At 69.2% G+C, this 17,079-nt stretch carries 16 protein-coding genes; 6 read left to right on the top strand and 10 right to left on the bottom strand.

Annotated elements, in window-relative coordinates; genetic code table 11:
• Position 1 precedes the first annotated feature (1 nt).
• Both QSK35_RS21315 and QSK35_RS21310 read left to right on the top strand, forming a co-directional pair.
• Positions 2-784, top strand: coding sequence for an ESX secretion-associated protein EspG (locus tag QSK35_RS21315; protein ID WP_285748842.1), 783 nt, complete (start codon positions 2-4; stop codon positions 782-784).
• A complete protein-coding gene (locus QSK35_RS21310; protein ID WP_285748840.1) occupies positions 781-1,266 on the top strand; it encodes a hypothetical protein in 486 nt (161 codons plus the stop codon). Before QSK35_RS21315 ends, QSK35_RS21310 begins: the two co-directional genes overlap by 4 nt.
• Here the strand turns inward: QSK35_RS21310 and QSK35_RS21305 are convergent.
• The 7 genes from QSK35_RS21305 to QSK35_RS21275 all read right to left on the bottom strand — a co-directional run bounded on the left by QSK35_RS21305 (position 1,263) and on the right by QSK35_RS21275 (position 9,287).
• Positions 1,263-2,420, bottom strand: coding sequence for a lactate 2-monooxygenase (locus QSK35_RS21305; RefSeq protein ID WP_285748838.1), 1,158 nt, complete (start codon positions 2,418-2,420; stop codon positions 1,263-1,265). The genes QSK35_RS21310 and QSK35_RS21305 overlap by 4 nt on opposite strands.
• A 4-nt stretch (positions 2,421-2,424) precedes the next feature.
• The gene (locus QSK35_RS21300; RefSeq protein WP_285748836.1) at positions 2,425-2,625 is read right to left on the bottom strand and encodes a hypothetical protein; all 201 of its coding nucleotides are present in this window, start codon (positions 2,623-2,625) and stop codon (positions 2,425-2,427) included.
• A gap of 46 nt (positions 2,626-2,671) precedes the next feature.
• Positions 2,672-4,834, bottom strand: a complete 2,163-nt coding sequence (gene secD / locus QSK35_RS21295; protein WP_285748835.1) for a protein translocase subunit SecD — start codon at positions 4,832-4,834, stop codon at positions 2,672-2,674.
• A gap of 31 nt (positions 4,835-4,865) precedes the next feature.
• Positions 4,866-5,201 (bottom strand): hypothetical protein, encoded by a 336-nt coding sequence (locus QSK35_RS21290; RefSeq protein ID WP_285748832.1) that lies wholly within the window; start codon positions 5,199-5,201, stop codon positions 4,866-4,868.
• Positions 5,198-6,154, bottom strand: coding sequence for a tetratricopeptide repeat protein (locus QSK35_RS21285; RefSeq protein WP_285748831.1), 957 nt, complete (start codon positions 6,152-6,154; stop codon positions 5,198-5,200). The genes QSK35_RS21290 and QSK35_RS21285 overlap by 4 nt, the downstream gene beginning before the upstream one ends.
• 609 nt (positions 6,155-6,763) lie before the next feature.
• A complete protein-coding gene (locus QSK35_RS21280) occupies positions 6,764-8,614 on the bottom strand; it encodes a glycoside hydrolase family 97 protein (RefSeq protein WP_285748829.1) in 1,851 nt (616 codons plus the stop codon).
• 100 nt (positions 8,615-8,714) lie between these two features.
• The gene (locus QSK35_RS21275; protein WP_285748827.1) at positions 8,715-9,287 is read right to left on the bottom strand and encodes an FMN-dependent NADH-azoreductase; all 573 of its coding nucleotides are present in this window, start codon (positions 9,285-9,287) and stop codon (positions 8,715-8,717) included.
• Between the two features lie 81 nt (positions 9,288-9,368).
• Here QSK35_RS21275 and QSK35_RS21270 point away from each other — a divergent pair, with 81 nt between their 5' ends.
• Positions 9,369-9,845: a MarR family winged helix-turn-helix transcriptional regulator gene (locus tag QSK35_RS21270; protein ID WP_285748825.1), complete on the top strand. Its 477-nt coding sequence runs from the start codon at positions 9,369-9,371 to the stop codon at positions 9,843-9,845.
• Here QSK35_RS21270 and QSK35_RS21265 read toward each other — a convergent pair.
• Positions 9,842-11,032 (bottom strand): NAD(P)/FAD-dependent oxidoreductase, encoded by a 1,191-nt coding sequence (locus QSK35_RS21265; RefSeq protein WP_285748823.1) that lies wholly within the window; start codon positions 11,030-11,032, stop codon positions 9,842-9,844. The genes QSK35_RS21270 and QSK35_RS21265 overlap by 4 nt on opposite strands.
• A 172-nt stretch (positions 11,033-11,204) precedes the next feature.
• Here QSK35_RS21265 and QSK35_RS21260 point away from each other — a divergent pair, with 172 nt between their 5' ends.
• Complete coding sequence (locus tag QSK35_RS21260) at positions 11,205-11,408, top strand: hypothetical protein (protein WP_285748821.1); 204 nt, start codon at positions 11,205-11,207, stop codon at positions 11,406-11,408.
• Here the strand turns inward: QSK35_RS21260 and QSK35_RS21255 are convergent.
• On the bottom strand, positions 11,405-12,424 hold the full coding sequence (locus QSK35_RS21255; RefSeq protein ID WP_285748819.1) for a polyprenyl synthetase family protein: 1,020 nt from the start codon (positions 12,422-12,424) through the stop codon (positions 11,405-11,407). The two genes, QSK35_RS21260 and QSK35_RS21255, sit on opposite strands and share 4 nt — an antisense overlap.
• Before the next feature lie 233 nt (positions 12,425-12,657).
• Here QSK35_RS21255 and QSK35_RS21250 point away from each other — a divergent pair, with 233 nt between their 5' ends.
• Together QSK35_RS21250 and QSK35_RS21245 are read left to right on the top strand one after the other, a co-directional pair.
• Positions 12,658-14,172 (top strand): AMP-binding protein, encoded by a 1,515-nt coding sequence (locus tag QSK35_RS21250; RefSeq protein WP_285748817.1) that lies wholly within the window; start codon positions 12,658-12,660, stop codon positions 14,170-14,172.
• A gap of 189 nt (positions 14,173-14,361) precedes the next feature.
• Complete coding sequence (locus QSK35_RS21245) at positions 14,362-15,654, top strand: helix-turn-helix transcriptional regulator (RefSeq protein ID WP_285748815.1); 1,293 nt, start codon at positions 14,362-14,364, stop codon at positions 15,652-15,654.
• A 198-nt stretch (positions 15,655-15,852) separates the two neighbouring features.
• Here the strand turns inward: QSK35_RS21245 and QSK35_RS21240 are convergent, their stop codons facing one another.
• Positions 15,853-17,073: a helix-turn-helix domain-containing protein gene (locus tag QSK35_RS21240; RefSeq protein WP_285748813.1), complete on the bottom strand. Its 1,221-nt coding sequence runs from the start codon at positions 17,071-17,073 to the stop codon at positions 15,853-15,855.
• Between the last annotated feature and the right edge of the window lie 6 nt (positions 17,074-17,079).

Raw genomic sequence — 17,079 nt, 5'->3', positions numbered from 1 at the left:
AGTGCTGCGTAGCAGGGTCGCGATCCCTGTTGTCGCGCTGTACAGCGCCTGGCAGGCCGCCGGGCTGGACGAGCAGCTGCATCGGGCGTTGATCGCGAACGTCGACTTCGACGAGGATCAGCTCGCCGAAGGAGACCTCAGCGGTCTGAGCCGGATGGCCCGCGACAGCTGGGCCGCGCTGGAGCAGCTCGGCCTCGCCCGCGGCTTCCAGGTGCATCCGGATCTCGGGAACTCGTTGCGGCTCATCGTCGAGGCGGGCACGGAGTACTACGCGTTCTTCAGTCACGAGGACGGGCCCACCTGCAGCGCGTTGACCGTCCGAAAAGGAGACGACGCGCTGCGGGTGGTGCGCACGCCGGACAACATGTTCGTGCTGGAGCCCATCCGCGCGGAGGAGACGCCGCAGTCGCTGATCGCCGCGCTTCCGCCTACGCCACCAGGAAAAGGCGGGCCGATCAGCCTGCCGGCGGACGCGCTCAACGAGAAACGGCAGCGCTACGAGGACACCGGCTCGTTCATGCAGCAGAGCCGGCCCGAGAGCACGCCGCACGACCACCAGGTACAGCAGCTCCGCAAGATCATGTCGGAGCCGCGCACCGGTGGCGGCCAGCTCTACGCGGCGTGGCGCGACTCGTACGGGCGCAAGCAGCGGTGCCGGCACCCGTTGACGTACTTCGACACCGTCAGCGGGCGCTACGTGACGCAGAAGGACGGCGACTGGCTGAAGATCCTGTCCGGTGACTTCGGCACGCTGGCGCGCATGACGGCCGAGCTGCCCGGATGACCAAGGGCATCATCGCGGTCGGCGCCGCACTCGCGCTCGGCCTCGTCGGAGTCGTTGCGGTGCAACAGGAAGACCGCCCGACTGTGGACGCGAAGCTGACCGGAGAGATACTGCCGGTGATCGACGACGCGCTGCAGCAGGGCCCCTGGTCCGTCCAGGATGGACGGTGGTTCTGCGCCGAGCACGTGATCGAGGTCCGGCCGGCGGGCGACGGGCTCAAGGTCGGTCTGCAGACCAGGTGCGACGCGTACGCCGCCGACCTGCACGAGGTCGGAGGACAGGTTTCGCCCGTGGTCGTCGCGCTAGCCAAGGAGCCGTATCGGGTCATCCGGATCGAACGCGCCCAAGACGGTGCGGCCGCGGGCCCGTGGCTCCGGAGCAACTTCTCCTCGGCCGGAGCCAGGGAAGTCGACCGATGGGACCACGGGCCACTGGGCGAGCAGGTCAAGAACGAAGCCCGTGAGGCGTACCAGAAGCGTTAGAACTTCAACGCTTCCGGCCCCAGTTCGGCCGGACTGCGATGTCCGGACAGGCCGAGCGTGAGGTCGAAGTCGGCGAGCAGGCTGCGCAGCACGTGCTTCACGCCGACCTGGCCGCCGTGCGCAAGGCCGTATGCGAACGGCCGGCCGACGAGAACGGCCTTGGCGCCCAGCGCCAACGCCTTCACGATGTCCGCGCCCGTGCGGATGCCGGAGTCGAACAGCACGTCGATCTGCTCGCCGACCGCGGCCGCGATCTCGGGCAGCACGTCCAGCGAACCCACGGCGCCGTCGACCTGACGGCCGCCGTGGTTGGACACGACGATTCCGTCCACACCGGACTCGACCGCCTTGCGGGCGTCGTCGACGTGCTGGATCCCCTTCAGCACAATGGGTCCGTCCCAGTGCTCGCGCAGGAACGGCAGCTGGTCCCACGACTTGTCGCGCCCGGTGAACAGCTGGACCCAGCGCAGGATCGCCATCGGCAGGTCCTCGTCGGGTGCTTTCTCCAGTCCCGCGCGGAAGGCCGGGTCGCTGAACGGGATCGCGGTGCCGACCGCGCGCAGGAACGGCAGGTACGCCTGGTCCAGATCGTGCGGCCGCCACGCCAGGGTCCAGGTGTCCAAGGTGACCACGAGCGTGGTGAACCCGGCCTTGCGCGCCCGGTCGAGGATGCTGGCGCACACCTCCGGGTCGTTCGGCCAGTACAGCTGGAACCAGCGCGGGCCGTCGCCGGACGCCTCGGCGACCTCCTCGATGGAGTACGACGACGCGGTCGACAGGACGATCGGCACACCGAGCTCGGCGGCCGCGCGGGCGGTGGCCAGCTCGCCGTCGGGATGCAGGATCGACTGCACGCCAACGGGTGCGAGCAGCACCGGCGCGGGCAGCTCGGTGCCCAGCACGGTCACGCCGAGGTGGCGTTCGGAGGCGTCGCGCAGCATTCGGGGCACGATGCGCACCCGGTCGAACGCCTCGCGGTTGGCCCGCACGGTGGCGCCGGAGCCGGCGCCACCCGCCACGTACCAGAACGGTCCCGGTCCCAGCCGTTCCCGCGCGGACTCCTCCAGCGCGGTGACATCCGTGGTGAACGGCGGAATCTGGCCGCCGAGCCCCTGAAGATAGATCTCGTTCTGGTACGCAGCGAATCCGGTCATGCGCCTACTCTGCCGCCGCGGCCTTCTTCTTTCCAGCCATGACACCGGCCACGATCAGGACGACGCCGAGCGCGCCGGCGCCGAGACCGATGCCCGGCTGGTAGTCGTCAGCCCACGCCAGCAGGCGGATCCGGTAGTCGGTGAACTGGAACAGGATCACCGACAGGAAACCGACGATGGCGAGGAACACACCGATACGAGTCACAACAACCCCCAGAGGTCTCGGGTGAGGAACGCGCGGAGGCTACTCGCTACACCACCGCCCCGTCACGGGAAACCGAAACTCGGCGACGGTTTCGTGACTTGGCCGGCCAGCGGCTCTCCAGGGCGATCACGACCGGGGCCGCGGTGACCACTGTGGACGCCGTGCCCGCGACCAGCCCGACCAGCAGCGCGGTGGCGAAGTCGGCGAGCGAGCCGTCGCCGAGCACGAGCAGCGCGGCCAGCACGAACAGCACGCCTATGCCGGTGTTCACGGTGCGCGGCACGGTCTGCAGCACGGCTGAGCTCACGACCTGTGGATAAGGCGCTTTCAGCCGGGATCCGCGCAGCTCGCGCAGGCGGTCGAAGACGACGACCGAGTCGTTGACCGAGTAGCCGATCACGGTTAGCAGCGCCGCGAGGAACACGCCGTCGGCGGTCTTGCCGAGCCATGCGAACACGCCGATGAGCACGGCGATGTCGGTGAGCAGCGCGACGACGGTCGCCACGCCGAGCCGCCAGTCGAACCGCACCGCGAGATAGCCGAGCTGCGCTGCGACCGCGACGGCGAGCGCGATCACGGCGTTGCGGCGCAGCTCGGAGCCGAGGCTGGGACCGATCAGCTCGTTGCTGGTCTGCTGCGCGCCACCGGCGGCCGAACTCACCACGGAACCGATCCGCGCCGAAGTCGCGTCGTCGATCGGCCCGGTGCGCACGGAGACCTCGTTCGTGCCGGACACCGCGACCACCGCGTCGCGGAACCCCGCGTCGGACAACGCAGTCCGCACGCGACCGGCGTCCACCGCGTTGGTCGTCGTGTAGTCCAGCATCCGGCCGCCGGTGAACTCGACGCCGAGGTCAAGCCCGCGAACGAACAGGCCCGCCAACGCCACCAGCACCAGGGCCGCGGCGCCGAGCAACCACGCCCGCGGGCGCCGGTACAGGGTGACGCCCTGCAGCTTCTCGCGTACCCGGCCGAGCGTGTGCAGGCCGCTCCACCGCGGCCGGTTCTCCAGCAGCCCCATCGCCCACAGCACGAGCACGCGGCTCAGCACGAGCGCGCTGAACATCGACGCGAGCACACCGATGGTGAGCGTGACGCCGAAGCCCTTGACCGGGCCGGTGGCGAGCCAGAACAGCAGGCCGGCCGCGAGCAGCGTCGTCACGTTGGAGTCGGCGACCGCGCTCAGGGCGCCCTTGAACCCGCCTTCGGCCGCACGCCGCAGGTTCCGGCGTTTCGCGTACTCCTCGCGGGCGCGTTCGAAGACGAGCACGTTCGCGTCGACGGCCATGCCGATCGCGAGCACGAACCCGGCGAGACCGGGCAAGGTGAGCGTGGCGCCGACCGCGAGCAACGCCGCGTACGCGACGGCCGAGTAGCCGACCAGCGCGAGGACGGCCAGCAGCCCGGCGAGGCGGTAGGCGACGATCAGGAAGATCCCGGTCAGCGCGATGCCGATGATCGCGGCCTTGGCGCTGGCCTCGATCGCCTCGGCGCCGAGCGTGGCGCCGACCGTGCGTTGCTCGACGACCTGCACCGGCACGGGCAGCGAACCGGATCGGATGACGAGCGCGAGCTCCTCGGCCTCCGGCTTCGGGAACCGGCCGGTGATCGTGGTGCTGCCGCCCGCCTGCCCGACGCCACACGGCGTGTCGGCGCTGACCTCGGGCGACGACACGGTCTCGCCGTCGAGGACGAACGCGATCTGCCGACCGGGATTGCCGGACGGGACGCAGGCGGCCTCACCGGTGACCTTCTGCCACGTCCGGGGTGCGTCGCCCTGGAACTTGACGTTGACCACCCACCCCGCGCCCTGCGGGTTCGGTGCCGCCTGGGCGTCGGAGATGCCCTCGCCGGTCATGATCGTCTGGCCTAGCCGTTGCACGGTCAGCTGGGCGGTGCGGCCGAGGACTTTCACGGCCTCCTGCGGGTCCTGGACGCCGGGCAGTTCGACGAGGATGCGATTCTCGCCGGACCGCGCCAGCACGGATTCGGCGACGCCGAGCTCGTCGACGCGGCGCCGCAGGACTTCGACCGCGCGGTCGGTGGCCTCGGCGTCGCCCTGGGCCTCGAGGACGATCTGCGTGCCGCCCCGGAGGTCGAGACCAAGGCGTGGTGCGGTGGTGAGCAGCAGATATGCGGACGCGACGAGGACGGCGAGGGACAACAACCCGCGCACGAGCAGACCTCGTCGCGCGTTGGGGCGCGACATGGTTTTCCTTCCAGAAGAGGTGAGTGGTGGCTCAACTTCCGGAAGGGCGGGGCGGCGCACGGTTGCCGTGCCGCGAGGTGTGCAGCTCGTCGGGCGTGCGGTGCATCCGCTTCGCGGCGCCCACGAGGAAGCGCAGCGACCGCGGCATGCCGGCGACGGGCGGGTGGTCGGCGGGCAGGTGCCCATGCGGGACGTACGCGGCGTGCTCGTTGTGCGGCCGCGGCGCGGCACCGGTCTGATGCGCGACGTTGCCGGCGACCGTGACCGACGGGCCGTCGGCCTTCGGCTGCGAGCCGGGACTGGTCAGCAGGAAGGCGCCGAACAGCGCGAAGACGAGCAGGAGCGCGTAGCGCCGCCCGTTCCTCACCGCTTGCCTCCAGTTGCGAACACGAGTGCCCCCGCGACCACCGCGCACAACCAGGAAATCACAAGTGGCTGCATCGTGGTGGCGCCTAGCGCCAATCCCACGGTCCAGCCCGCGTTCAGCAGGACGGACACGCCCAGCAGCGAGACCATCGCGGCCAGCTTGGGCACCTGGACCAACGACTTGAACGGCCGCAGCCGCAACGTCTGGGTGAGACACGCGATCACCAGGGCACCGGAGAGCCACGCGAGGTAGCCCGTCGGCTTCGGCATACCCGCGAGCAAGAGCAACAGGCCGCCCGCGACCTGAATCACCGAGATCCGGCTCAGCGCGCGCCACGCCTTGCCGGTGTTCAACGGTTTCTCGGGCTTCTGCTTCGGGGATCCGGCCCGCTTGCGCTGCACGGTCCTGAGGTTCGCCTCGGTGTCCGAGTCGGCGGGGTCGAGCTTGAGGCAGGCGCGGTAGGCGTGCTCGGCCAGGCCCCAGTCCTTGACGCGCATCGCGGCGTCGCCGAGCACCTGGAACGCCCGCGCCTCACTGGGCGCGAGCCTGGCCGCGTGCTGTGCCACGTCGACCGCGTCCTCCGCCATGCCCGGTGCGACGGACAGGACCTCGGCGAGCACCACCTGGCACCGCCAGTCCGACGGCTTGCGCCGCACGGAGTCCCTGGCAGCGCTGATCGCCTCGTCGTGCCGGTCCAGGTCGCTCAACGCCATCGCCTTGAGCCGGTTCGGCCACGCCGGTTCGACGTCGAGCTCCAGCGCCCGCGTCGCCGCGTCCAGCGCGGCCTGCGCCTCGCCCGCGTCGAGGTGCGCGGCGGCGAGCCGGCACCACGCCTCGGCGTGGTGCGGATACGTCACCAGCACGGGCCGCAGCAGGTCGATGGCCTGCTGGGACTTCCCCGCGGCGGTGAGCTCGGCGGCCCGCAACAGCACCGCGGTCATCGGCTCGGACACGGGCACAGTGTGCCAGCGCGACTTTCGCTGCTCTATCGGGTGAACGAATGGCGCGTGGCCTGGGCTTTCGCCGCCGAAACTGTCAGACCTCGTCGATACGCTGGAAATCGGGGGGACCCCCGGCGGGCCGGAGTTCGTCGCGGGGCGCGCGAAGGTGGAACTCGGGTGCACAAGAGTGGGACTCGAGGTGTGTGAAGGTGGGACTCGCCCGCACGATACGCGAAGCGCGAGCCACGGGAACGTACGCGCGCCAGCGCGCACAACCACCAGGTGGTGGGCCCTTCCCGTCGCATCGCAGGCGAAGCCCTGCCGCATCCGAGACCCCAGGTCAAGCACGCTTTTCGCTTGACCTGGGGTCTCGGATGCGGCTGCCTCAGGTGCGATGCGACGGGAGGGGCCCACCACCCCAACGCAACCAGACCACGGCTGGGCCCCTCTTTGAGCTGAGCCGGGGTCCGGGGCGGAGCCCCGAGCAGTAAAACGCGACCACGCACCAAACCGGCAGCCAAGGAAGTCAGCGCGGCAGCGCAAACGCAAGCACGCGGGGGTCAGGCGCGCCGCTTCACTGCGCGCAAGACCCCCGCGCGTACGGCTGACCAGATGGAGTGATCAGCCGCAGCTCGCCGCGGTCGGCGGCGCTTGGCACAAGCGCGCCGCGTACCCGCCGTTGCGAGCGACCGGGACGGTCAGGGCCTCGCCGGCCGTGACCCGTTTGGTGTCGAACGCTATCTTGCCGGTAGGACTGTCGTGGTACACCTCGACGAGCCATGAACCCGAGCCGAGAAAACTCGTCGGCACGGTCAGATCACGAGCATCACCCGCAACCCCGGCCCCGATGAACCACCGAGCACCGGACCGCCTGGCGAACACGGCCAACTTGCCGGGATCGCCGGCCACGAGCTGAGTCTCGTCCCACACCGTAGGCACACCGCGCAGGAACTGCTCGGCGACGGGATAGCCCGTGTAGCTGTCGACCTTGTCCGCGAAGTGCTGCACCCCGGACTCGAACAACACACTCAACGCGAGTTCAGCGGCATCACTGTTAGGTCGAACGCCGGTGAACGTAACGGGCGTGAAGTCCATCGGACCGGTGAGATTGCGAGTGAACGGCAACGTCAGGTAGTGCTCGATCGGGAAGGGTTCGCGTCCGGGACGCGGTTTGGTTCCCTCGGCACCCTTCACGGCCTCGACGGACATGACGTGCGGCCACGTGCGCTCGGTGCCGCGTGGGATGGGCGCGCCGTGGAAGTTGAGCATCAGGTGGTACTTGGCCGCGGCCGCGAGCACCGCGTCGTACCAGCGCATCCGGTCCTGCCCGTCGGACTCCACGAAGTCGATCTTCAGACCGACCACGCCCCACGACCGGTACTGCGCGAAGAGGCGTTCCCGCTCGCTGTCGGTGTCGATGGTCTGCCAGCGGACCCAGATCCAGGTGTCGACGCCCTTGGCCTTGGAGTGCTGCACGAGCGGCGGGATCCAGTCGGCGGCCCAGCCGGAGTCGACGAGGTTGTACTCGTAGCCCTGCTTGGCGGCGTAGTCCGCGTACTTCTTCTGCAGGTCGAGGTTGCCGGTGCCGTCGCCCCACCACGACCACACTGCCCGGCCGGGCTTGATCCACGACGTGTCCGAGATCTTCGACGGCGGCGCGAGATCCGTGATCAGGTCGCTTTCGGTCACGGTCGGGAGGTCGCCGACGATCATCGTGCGCCACGGCGTCGCGAGCGGACCGTTGGCGGTCTCCGCCGGGTCGGGCAGCGTCAGGCGATACCGCGAACCGTCGTAGGTGAGGCGCGAACCGCCGTAGCGGCCGTCGACGTCGGACTCGGCGATCAGCAGCCACGTGTCCTTGACGTTGAACAGCGACGGATAGCCGTACTCGACGCCCTGCTCCGGCGCGCGGACGTGCGCGGACTCGTAGTCGCTGCGCCCGTTGTCGTACGGCAGCAGGAAGTTCGACACACCCGCCGGCACAGCGAACTCGGACGCCTCACCGAGCACGGTCGCCCAGCGCTGCTCGGGCAGGACGTACCGGTAGGCGACGCCGTCGTCGGACACGCGCACGACGAGGTCGAGGCGCGAAGCCTTGCGCTGCAGGTGGAAGGTGTTCTCGGTGCCGGTGTACTCGTGCTTCAACCGGCGACCGGTCGTGGTCGTGTACTCGTCGTGCACCAGGCGCGTGTCGAGGCCGACGAACCTGAGGCCGTCGGTGAGGTCGGCGTCTGCGGTCCTGATCCCCAGTGCGGACGGTTCCAGCACGGTGGTCGCCCCGCGTTTGACGGACAGCGTCAGCTTGCCGCGGTCAAGCTTGACGACTGCTTCGGGACTGGTGGATCTCGATGGTGCGGTGACCCGCCACTCGCCGGACTGAGCCGCGAGCGCCGGCGTGGTGCCGATCAGACCGGCTCCGGCCGCGACCACGCATACCGCCGCCAGTAAAGCCGATCTCTTGCGAGACCCCATCTGTCGTCACTCCCCACAGCGGCGGCGGTAGGTCGGACAGTTCGTGCACGAGTCAACAGGGTCGAACGCAATCAGACAAGCTTCGGGTCAGAATTCGACATCACGCGACGGCGAGCTCCTTCACGACGCGGTGCGCGTCCGCGAGGGACTCGACCGCGATCTCCCGGAACTGGGCGAGCTGCGGGTTGACGTTGGCCATGGTCATCTCGGCGTGCACGAACTCCAGGTTCCGGTCGAGCCCGGTCAGGCTGAGCACGGACCGCAGGTACGGCTCCTGGTGGTCGAACCCTTCACGCGGCGTGCCCGCCTTGTACGAACCCCCGCGCGCCGTCACGACGACGACCCGCTTCGCACCGAGCGGCGCCACGCCGTCCTCCCCGACGAAGACGTCCTTGACGGTGAACTGGTCGATCCACGCCTTGAGCGTCGACGGGATCGCGAAGTTGTACATGGGCGCCCCGATGACGATCGTGTCGGCCGCTTTGACCTCGGCGATCAGCTCGGGGTGCGGCGTCCCGTCGACGTGCGGCACGGGGTTCGCGCTGAGGTCTCGGTAGACGTACTCCCCCTCGGGGTTGGCCGCGCGCCACGCGTCCGCGAAGGCCCTGGTGACCTCGCGGGACACGGATCCCTCGTACCGGATGCTCGAGTCGATGTGCAGCAAGTTGGTCATGCCACGAACATACGAGTGAAGAAGTTCCGAGTCAAGAAGTTCTCAACTCAGAACATCTCACATCAGAGGTAGGATATGGCCATGGAACCCGTCCCGACGTGCGCGAAGGCCGCTGGCTGCGCGGAGAAGTTCGACCTGAACTGGCTGCTGCACCGCGCCGCGCAGAAGCTCGGCTCGGCGTTCCAGGACGAGGCCCTCAAGCACGGCGTGAGCATCCGCGGTCAGCTGGTGCTCCAGGCCCTGAACAGCGACGACTTCCAACGCACGCAGCTCGCGCTGGGCGCCGCGCTCGGGCTCGACAAGACGACGCTCACGAGCGAGCTGGACAAGCTGGAACGCGACGGGCTGATCGTGCGGCAGCCGGACCCGCGGGACCGGCGGGTGCGCACACCGGTGATCACCGACGAGGGCCGGGAGCTGACCGGGAAGGTGGCCATCGCGCTGAGCGAGGTCGAGACGCGGTTCCGGGCGGACCTCTCGGCCGAGGAGTTCGCGCTGCTGCGGGACCTCCTCGGCCGGCTGATCAACACCGATCCGGTGCCGGGTTCCTGCCTCTAGGCGAGGTCGCCGAGGTCGGCGGTCTTCAACTGCTCCGGCGTGACGGCGGCGTGCGAGTCGACAAGCGCCTTGAGAGCGGTCCCGTCGTCCCACATGTTGACGTTCATCGCGGCCTGCAACCGCCCGTCGCGCAACCAGAAGGCGATGAACTCGCGCTTGCCGAGGTCCCCGCGGACGACCAGCTCGTCGTGCTCGGGATCCGCGAGCCCGCGGTACTCCATGCCGAGGTCGTACTGGTCGGAGAAGAAGTACGGGCTCTGCACGTACGGCTCGTCGGTACCCAGCAAGGGACCGGCGACGTAGGTGCCCTGGTCCTTGGCGTTCGCCCAGTGCTCGACGCGCACCCGCTTGCTGTAGCGCGGGTGGTCGTGCGCGGCGATGTCGCCCGCGGCGTAGATGTGGGGGTCGGACGTGCGCAGCGTCGCGTCCACCGCGACACCGCCGTCGGCGAGCTTCAGGCCCGCCGCCTCGGCGAGCTCCAGCCGCGGGGTCGCGCCGACACCGAGGACGAGGACGTCTGCGAGCAGTTCCTCGTTGCCACTCAAGATGACGCCGTGGTCGGTGAACCCCTCGACGCCCACGCCGAGGCGCCAGTGCACTCCGTGCTCGGCGTGCAGGTCGCGGAACACCTCGCCCATGCGTTCACCGAGAACCCGTTGCAGCGGAAGGGGTACCGGGTCGATGACGGTGACGACGGCGCCGTGTTTGCGCGCGGCGGCGGCGACCTCGCAGCCGATCCAGCCGGCACCGACGATGACCACCTGTTTGCCCTCTGCAAGCTTTTCGCGCAGTGCCAGCGAGTCGTCGAACGTGCGCAGCACATGCCCCTTCGCGCCGGGGAGTACGCGGGGGCGTGAGCCGGTGGCGAGAAGCAGCCGATCGTACGAATGCACTGCTCCGTCCGAGTCCACGACGGTCTGGTCGGCGGGCCGGACCTCGGTGATCGGCGTCCCGGGGCGGAAGTCGATTTCGTTGTCCGCGTAGAAGCCGATGTCGTGGACCCACGTGGGCTCGTCGGCGTTGCCGAGCATGATGTCCTTCGACAGCGCGGGAAGTTCGTAGGGGCGATGCACTTCCTGGCCGTACATGGTGATTTGTCCGCCATACCCGCGTTCCCGCAGCGCGCCCGCTGCCGAAGCACCGGCAAGGCCTGAGCCGACGATCACGATGCGTTGCGGTTCAGCCATCTTTCACCCTCCCAGGTGACTGGCACGGATGTCACATGCGACGCTATCCGTAGCTCGGCACGGTTGCCCGGCGGACATCGCCGTCATGGCGCCAAACCGCGTGCGTCTCATCCCCGCGAGCGCCCGGATTGGTCCGAGCACACGTGCCGAGACAGCAGGAGGTCGGGGGCCAGTGTCAGCCAGCAAGGAGTGGCAGGTCAGTTGCCGCGACATCGCTTCGCGCCGACGGGACATGACCGTGTTCGTGAGCCAGGGACACGTCGTGATCACCGTTCCGCCGGGTGAGGCGGCCGTGCTGACACCGCTCGAGGTCGGCCGGTTGCGTGCCGCATTACGCGACGCCGTCGTGAGCGCGTCGACGACGCCCGAGGTCTAGGCCCGCCGCCGCGTCGCGGCCAGGGCCAGTCCGGTCAACGCTTCCCGCACGTCACCGGGGATGTGCGCGGTCTCCAACGCGGTCAGCGCGGCGACCGTGTGAGCGGCGATCAGCTCCTCCACCTCGGCCAGCGCACCGGTTTCCACGATCAACGACTGCAGCCGTTCGACGCCGTCCGGGTCGCCGAGCAGTGCGTCTACCTCCGCCGGCGCCTTCTCCCGCGCCAGCGTCACGAGCACGGTCCGCTTGCCCTCCCGCAGGTCGTCGCCCGACGGTTTGCCCGTTTCCGCCGGTTCGCCGAACACGCCGAGGATGTCGTCGCGCAACTGGAACGCCTCGCCGATGGGCAGGGCGAACCGCGAGTAGGTGCGCAGCAGTGCCGGTGACCCGCCCGCCAGGAGTGCGCCGATGCGCATCGGGTTCTCGACGGTGTACTTGGCGGTCTTGAACAGGATCACCCGCCGGGCCCGCGCGACGGTCGTCGTGCCCATGGCCTGTTCGACCAGGTCCAGGTACTGACCCGACATCAGCTCGGTGTGCATCTGGTCGAGCAACGCCTTCGCCGCGCCACCCGGCAGGCCCGCCGAGTCGAACATCCGGGCACACCACATCAGGCAGTAGTCGCCGAGCAGGATCGCGACCGCCCGGCCGAAGTGCGCCGCGTCGCCGCGCATGCCGTGCTCACGGTGCAGCGCCTCGAAGACGCGGTGCATCGACGGCCGCCCGCGGCGGGTGTCCGAGGCGTCCATGATGTCGTCGTGGATCAGCGCACAGCCGTGCAGCAGCTCGAGCGCGGCGGACGCGACGATGATGCCCGGCGCGTCCGGTGCGCCACCGGCGCCGCGCCAGCCCCAGTAGCAGAACGCGGGACGCATGCGTTTTCCACCGGCAATCATGAAATCCACGAGTTCCCGCGCGACGGGCTCCAGCACCGGGCTGACATCCAGGATGTCGGTCACGCGCGCACCCAGAAAATCGCGCAGCGCCTCGTCGAAACGCTCGGTCAGTGTCGGCACGACAGGCGCTTTGTGCAGCGGTTTCAGTACCACGACGACTCCCTGAGGCAGGCGCGTCAACAGTACCGATAAATACCGTCACGAAAAGGTGCGTCTCTTTTGGAGAGAATTCCATCGCATTTCGCGACTTTCGACCACTCTCATTCACGGAAACAACATGTGACCGGCGCCACACCATCCGAACAGGTTCGAACTCTTCCTACTCGCCGGTAGGTAGTGTCACCATCGGGGCCATGCTGACCCACGTCCGCGCCCTGGTGACGCTGGTCCGAGCCGGAGTGATCCGGCCGATGGGACCGCGGGGGCTCAGCGGCGCCGCACGCGGGTATGCGCACTGGGACATCACGCTGGCCTGGGGTTACGCCACGGGCGCCGCGCGGCACCCGGACCGGCCGGCGATCATCGACGACGAGGGCACGCTGACCTACGCACAGGTCGACGAGCGCACGACCCGGCTGGCCAACGCACTCCGCGCCGAACCGAAGCAACGGGTCGCGATCCTGTGCCGCAACCACCGCGGCGTCATCGAGACCATGACCGCGTGCGTGAAGATCGGCGCGAGCACGGTCCTGCTCAACACAGGACTCAGCGCGGCGCAAGTGGCGAAAGTGCTGGAGGAGCAGAACGTCGCGCTGGTCGTCGCGGACCCGGAGTTCCGCGACATCGTCGGCCACGACAACATCATTTGGACCGACGAGCTCGACGACCTGATCGACAAGGCGCCGGCCACTCCCCTGCCCCGCCGCCCGCCGCGCGGCCGGCTCATCGTGCTCACGTCCGGCACGACCGGCGCCCCGAAAGGCGCGCAACGGCCGGAGCCCGCGAGCCTGCTGCCCGCGGCCGCGCTGTTGTCACGGATTCCCTTGCGGCACGGGGAGGTCATCGCGATCCCCGCGCCGCTGTTCCACACGTGGGGCCTCGCCGCGTTCCAGATCGGGCTCGTCCTCGGCGCGACGCTCGTGCTGCGCCGGAAGTTCGATCCGGAACAGACGCTCCAGGACGTCGAGGACCGAAACTGCACGACCATGTTCGTCGTACCCGTGATGCTGCAACGCATGCTGGAGGTCGGCAAACGGCCGAAGCTGCGCATCATCGCGTCCAGCGGCTCGGCGCTGCCGCCGCCGGTCGCGACGCGCACGCTCGCCGAGTTCGGCCCCGTGCTCTACAACCTGTACGGCTCGACCGAGGTCTCCTGGGCGAGCATCGCGACGCCCGACGAGCTCGCCCGGCGGCCCGGTACGGCCGGTCGGCCGCCGATCGGCACCCGAGTGGCCATTGTGGACGAATCCGGGAAGCCGCTACCGCCGGGACGAACCGGACGGATCTTCGTCGGCAACGAGATGCTGTTCGAGGGTTACACCAACGGCGGCAACAAAGAGGTTCTCCACGGACTCATGTCCACAGGGGACTTGGGCTATCGAGACGACGACGACCTGTTGTACGTCGCGGGCCGCGACGACGAGATGATCGTGTCCGGCGGTGAGAACGTTTACCCGCGTGAGGTCGAGGACCTGCTCGCGGCACTGCCGGGGGTTCGGGAGGTCGCGGTCGTCGGCGTGTCCGACGACGAGTTCGGGCAACGGCTCGCGGCCTACGTCGTGTGTTCCTCCGAGATCACCGCGGATCACATACGTGAACATGTCAAGGCCAACTTGGCCAGGTTTTCCGTCCCTCGGGACGTGGTGTTCCTCGACGCGTTGCCGCGCAACGCAACCGGGAAGGTTTTGAAACGCCAACTCCACCCGTGAGTCGTTACGCTGCACGATCATGAGCGGACCCGTGTTGTTCGCGGACGAGATCGACCACCGCGAGGTCGCGTCGGTGTCTGGACTGAGTCATTTCGCGCGGCCGGCGCCCCCTAGGGCGCCGGCCGCGCGAAATCACGAGGGAAGACACCGACTTCCGGCGACCTCGCCGCCCGAGCGGAGCGAGGGCAATTGAACACAGATCCGAGGGCCAACGCCGTTCTCAACCTTCGTGAAGCGCGGATCGCACTCGACGAGGGCAGACCCGGCGACGCCTTGGAGTTCGCCGAGAAAGCGGTTGCCGCGTTCGCCTGGCTGGACGACATGGAGGGCGTCGCGGAAGGCGTGCTGGCGCAGTCGGTCGCACTGGGCAAGCGCGGCTTGTGGCCGAGCGCGCTCGACACGATCGACCGCGTGCAGCAGATCGCGTCGGCCAACCGGCACATCGGACTGCAGGCGCGGTGCAGTTTTTCCCGTGCGGTGGTGGAACTGCGTCTTGATTCGCGCGAGCGGTCCTACAACTCGTTCGCGCGCGCCCTCGGCCTGGCGGAGCTGACCGGCGATCCGGAGCTGATCGGCTCGATCCTGTTCGAGCAGGCCAGGGTCATGCGCACGCAGTACCACGAGCACTGCATGATCCGCACCGAGGAAAGCCGGTGCAGCCTCGACGGAGAACCTTGCGTGCGCAAGCTGCGCCGCGCGGAGGCATTGTGCGCGCAGGTTCGTGATCGGTGGAAGCAGCTCGGTGACCCGGTGCGGCTCGCGATGGTGAATTTGTTGCTGACGCACGTAAGGATCGATCTCGGCGAGATCGATCGCGCGCACCGGTCGTGTCATCGCGCGGAACAATTGTTGTCCGGACGGGACCGTCCGGTCGCACACGCCGAGCTGCTGATGGCGTGGGCGCGGCTGAGCGGGGCACGCGGACGGCACTCCGAGCAGATCACGCAACTCAACCAGGCGGCGGAACTCGCGATGAGCTGTCTCGCCCGCGAGGTCGCGGTGCACGCGCACGCGGCGTTGAGCGAGGCGCACGAACGCGCCGGTCAGCTCGACCTCGCGCTGCGGCACGCGCGGCTGCAGCTGGAGCAGTACCGGTTATGGGAGCTGCAGGAGGGACGCGATCTGCTGCGCATGCGCGAGCACGACCTGTCGTCGCGGCTCGTGGAACAGTTGGCGCACCACAGGTTCGAGCCGAAACGTGAAGACACCGTCGTTCGCGTTCACACTGCTGAACTTCACGACACCGGCACGGCGGAACAGACGAACACGCGCATCGCGCGGGCGTTGCGCGCGGGACTGACCAAACGGGGCATCGAGGTGCTGCGGCTCGTGGCCGCGGGAGCGAGTACATCGGCGATCGCGGAGAAGCTCGAACTGTCCCCCAAGACCGTTCAGAACCACCTGCAGCGCATCTACGCGACGCTCGGCGTGAAGGGCCGGGCCGGCGCGGTCGTCTGGTGGGTCAACCTTGTCGAGCCCTAGTCAAGCTCAGTCAACTTCTTGACTCAAATCTGAACGGATCATCGGGCCATTCGCCCGTTCGGTGGCTTGCTGGCGACGGGTGATCGCGCGGGTTTGGGGGTTTTGCCCATGCCGACGCGGTACAACTGGGTGATGAGTCGGGTAACTGGTCTGTGTCATGCTCCGTTAACAAGCTGACCGGGGTGAACAGGGACACATTCAGTGCTTGCGCAGCGCGATTCGCGCGACATCACGCCACAGGAGCGGGTCGACTCCCTCGGGGTTGATCCGGTCCAGCAGCGCGGCCAGCTCGAGCCGCGCCGCGTCTGCGCGCCCGCTGTCGTCGACCTCGTCGGCGGCGCGGACGAGCAGCAGGCTGCAGCGCAGCTGCTGTTCCTCGTCCAGTTCCCCGGTGGCGAGTGCCCGCTCGGCCAGTTCGCACGCCCGGTCGACCTCGCCGTACCGCAACGCCAGCTCGCCGCGCAGCGCCTGGGCGTGCGCGACGATCTCCGCGGGCTTGCTGATCACCGCGACGGTCGCCTCCACGACGTCGAGCAGACCGGCCACCTCGTCGAGGTTCGCGCCGGGTGTGCGCAGCGCGATGGACGCGGCCGCGAGGCGCACGCGGCACCGGAACTCGGGGTCGCCGTCGAAGTCGTCGAGGAGCGCCACGGCCTCCCGGATGCAGTGCGCGGCCTCGGTGCGGTCGCCGAGCCGGTCGGCCACCCTGGCGCGCACCCACCACGTGGAGATCGCGAGCCGGTCGCGGCCGAGCTCGGGCAGCCGAGCGGCGAGCTGTTCGACGACCTGTTCGGCGTCGGCGAGCCGGCCCGCGGCGGCGAGCTCCGAGCACAACGCGATGAGCGCGCGGGTGTGCACGCGGCGGACGCGTTCCCCTTCACCCGTGGCGAGTTCGACGGCGTCGGTCGCGGCGCGCACGGACTCGGCGCTGCGGCCCAGGCGCCGCAACGACTGCGCACGCATCACCTCGACGAGCGCGTCGACGGCCGGACCGGGCGACCACGACTTGCGCAGCTTCGCCGCGGCGAGCAGCAGACCCTCGTGGTCGCGCTGCCGCGCCAGGAACACCAGCCGCGTCCAGCGCACGCACCAGCCGAACATCTCCTCGTCGGACCGCTTGCCGAGGGTCTCCAGCAGGTCGACGGCCATCAGCAGATCGCCGTCGTGGTACGCGAGCAGCGCCTCGCACCACGCGAGCGCCTCGTCCTGCATCGCGGTGCGGTCCTCGTCGACCATCAGCTCGTCCGGGTCGACGCCGAGCACGTCGGCGAGCCGGCGCACCACGGCCGCGGACGGCACGCGCTCACCGGACTCCAGCCGAGAAACGTAGCTCATCGACACACCCGGACACGCCAGGTCCTTTTGCGACAGACCACGCTGCTGGCGCGCGGCGCGCAGACGCGCCCCGAACCTCGTCATGGCATT

It is taken from the genome of Lentzea sp. NBRC 105346 (assembly GCF_030269605.1).
Classification (GTDB): Bacteria; Actinomycetota; Actinomycetes; order Mycobacteriales; family Pseudonocardiaceae; genus Lentzea.
This window is presented reverse-complemented; position numbering and strand designations above follow the sequence as displayed.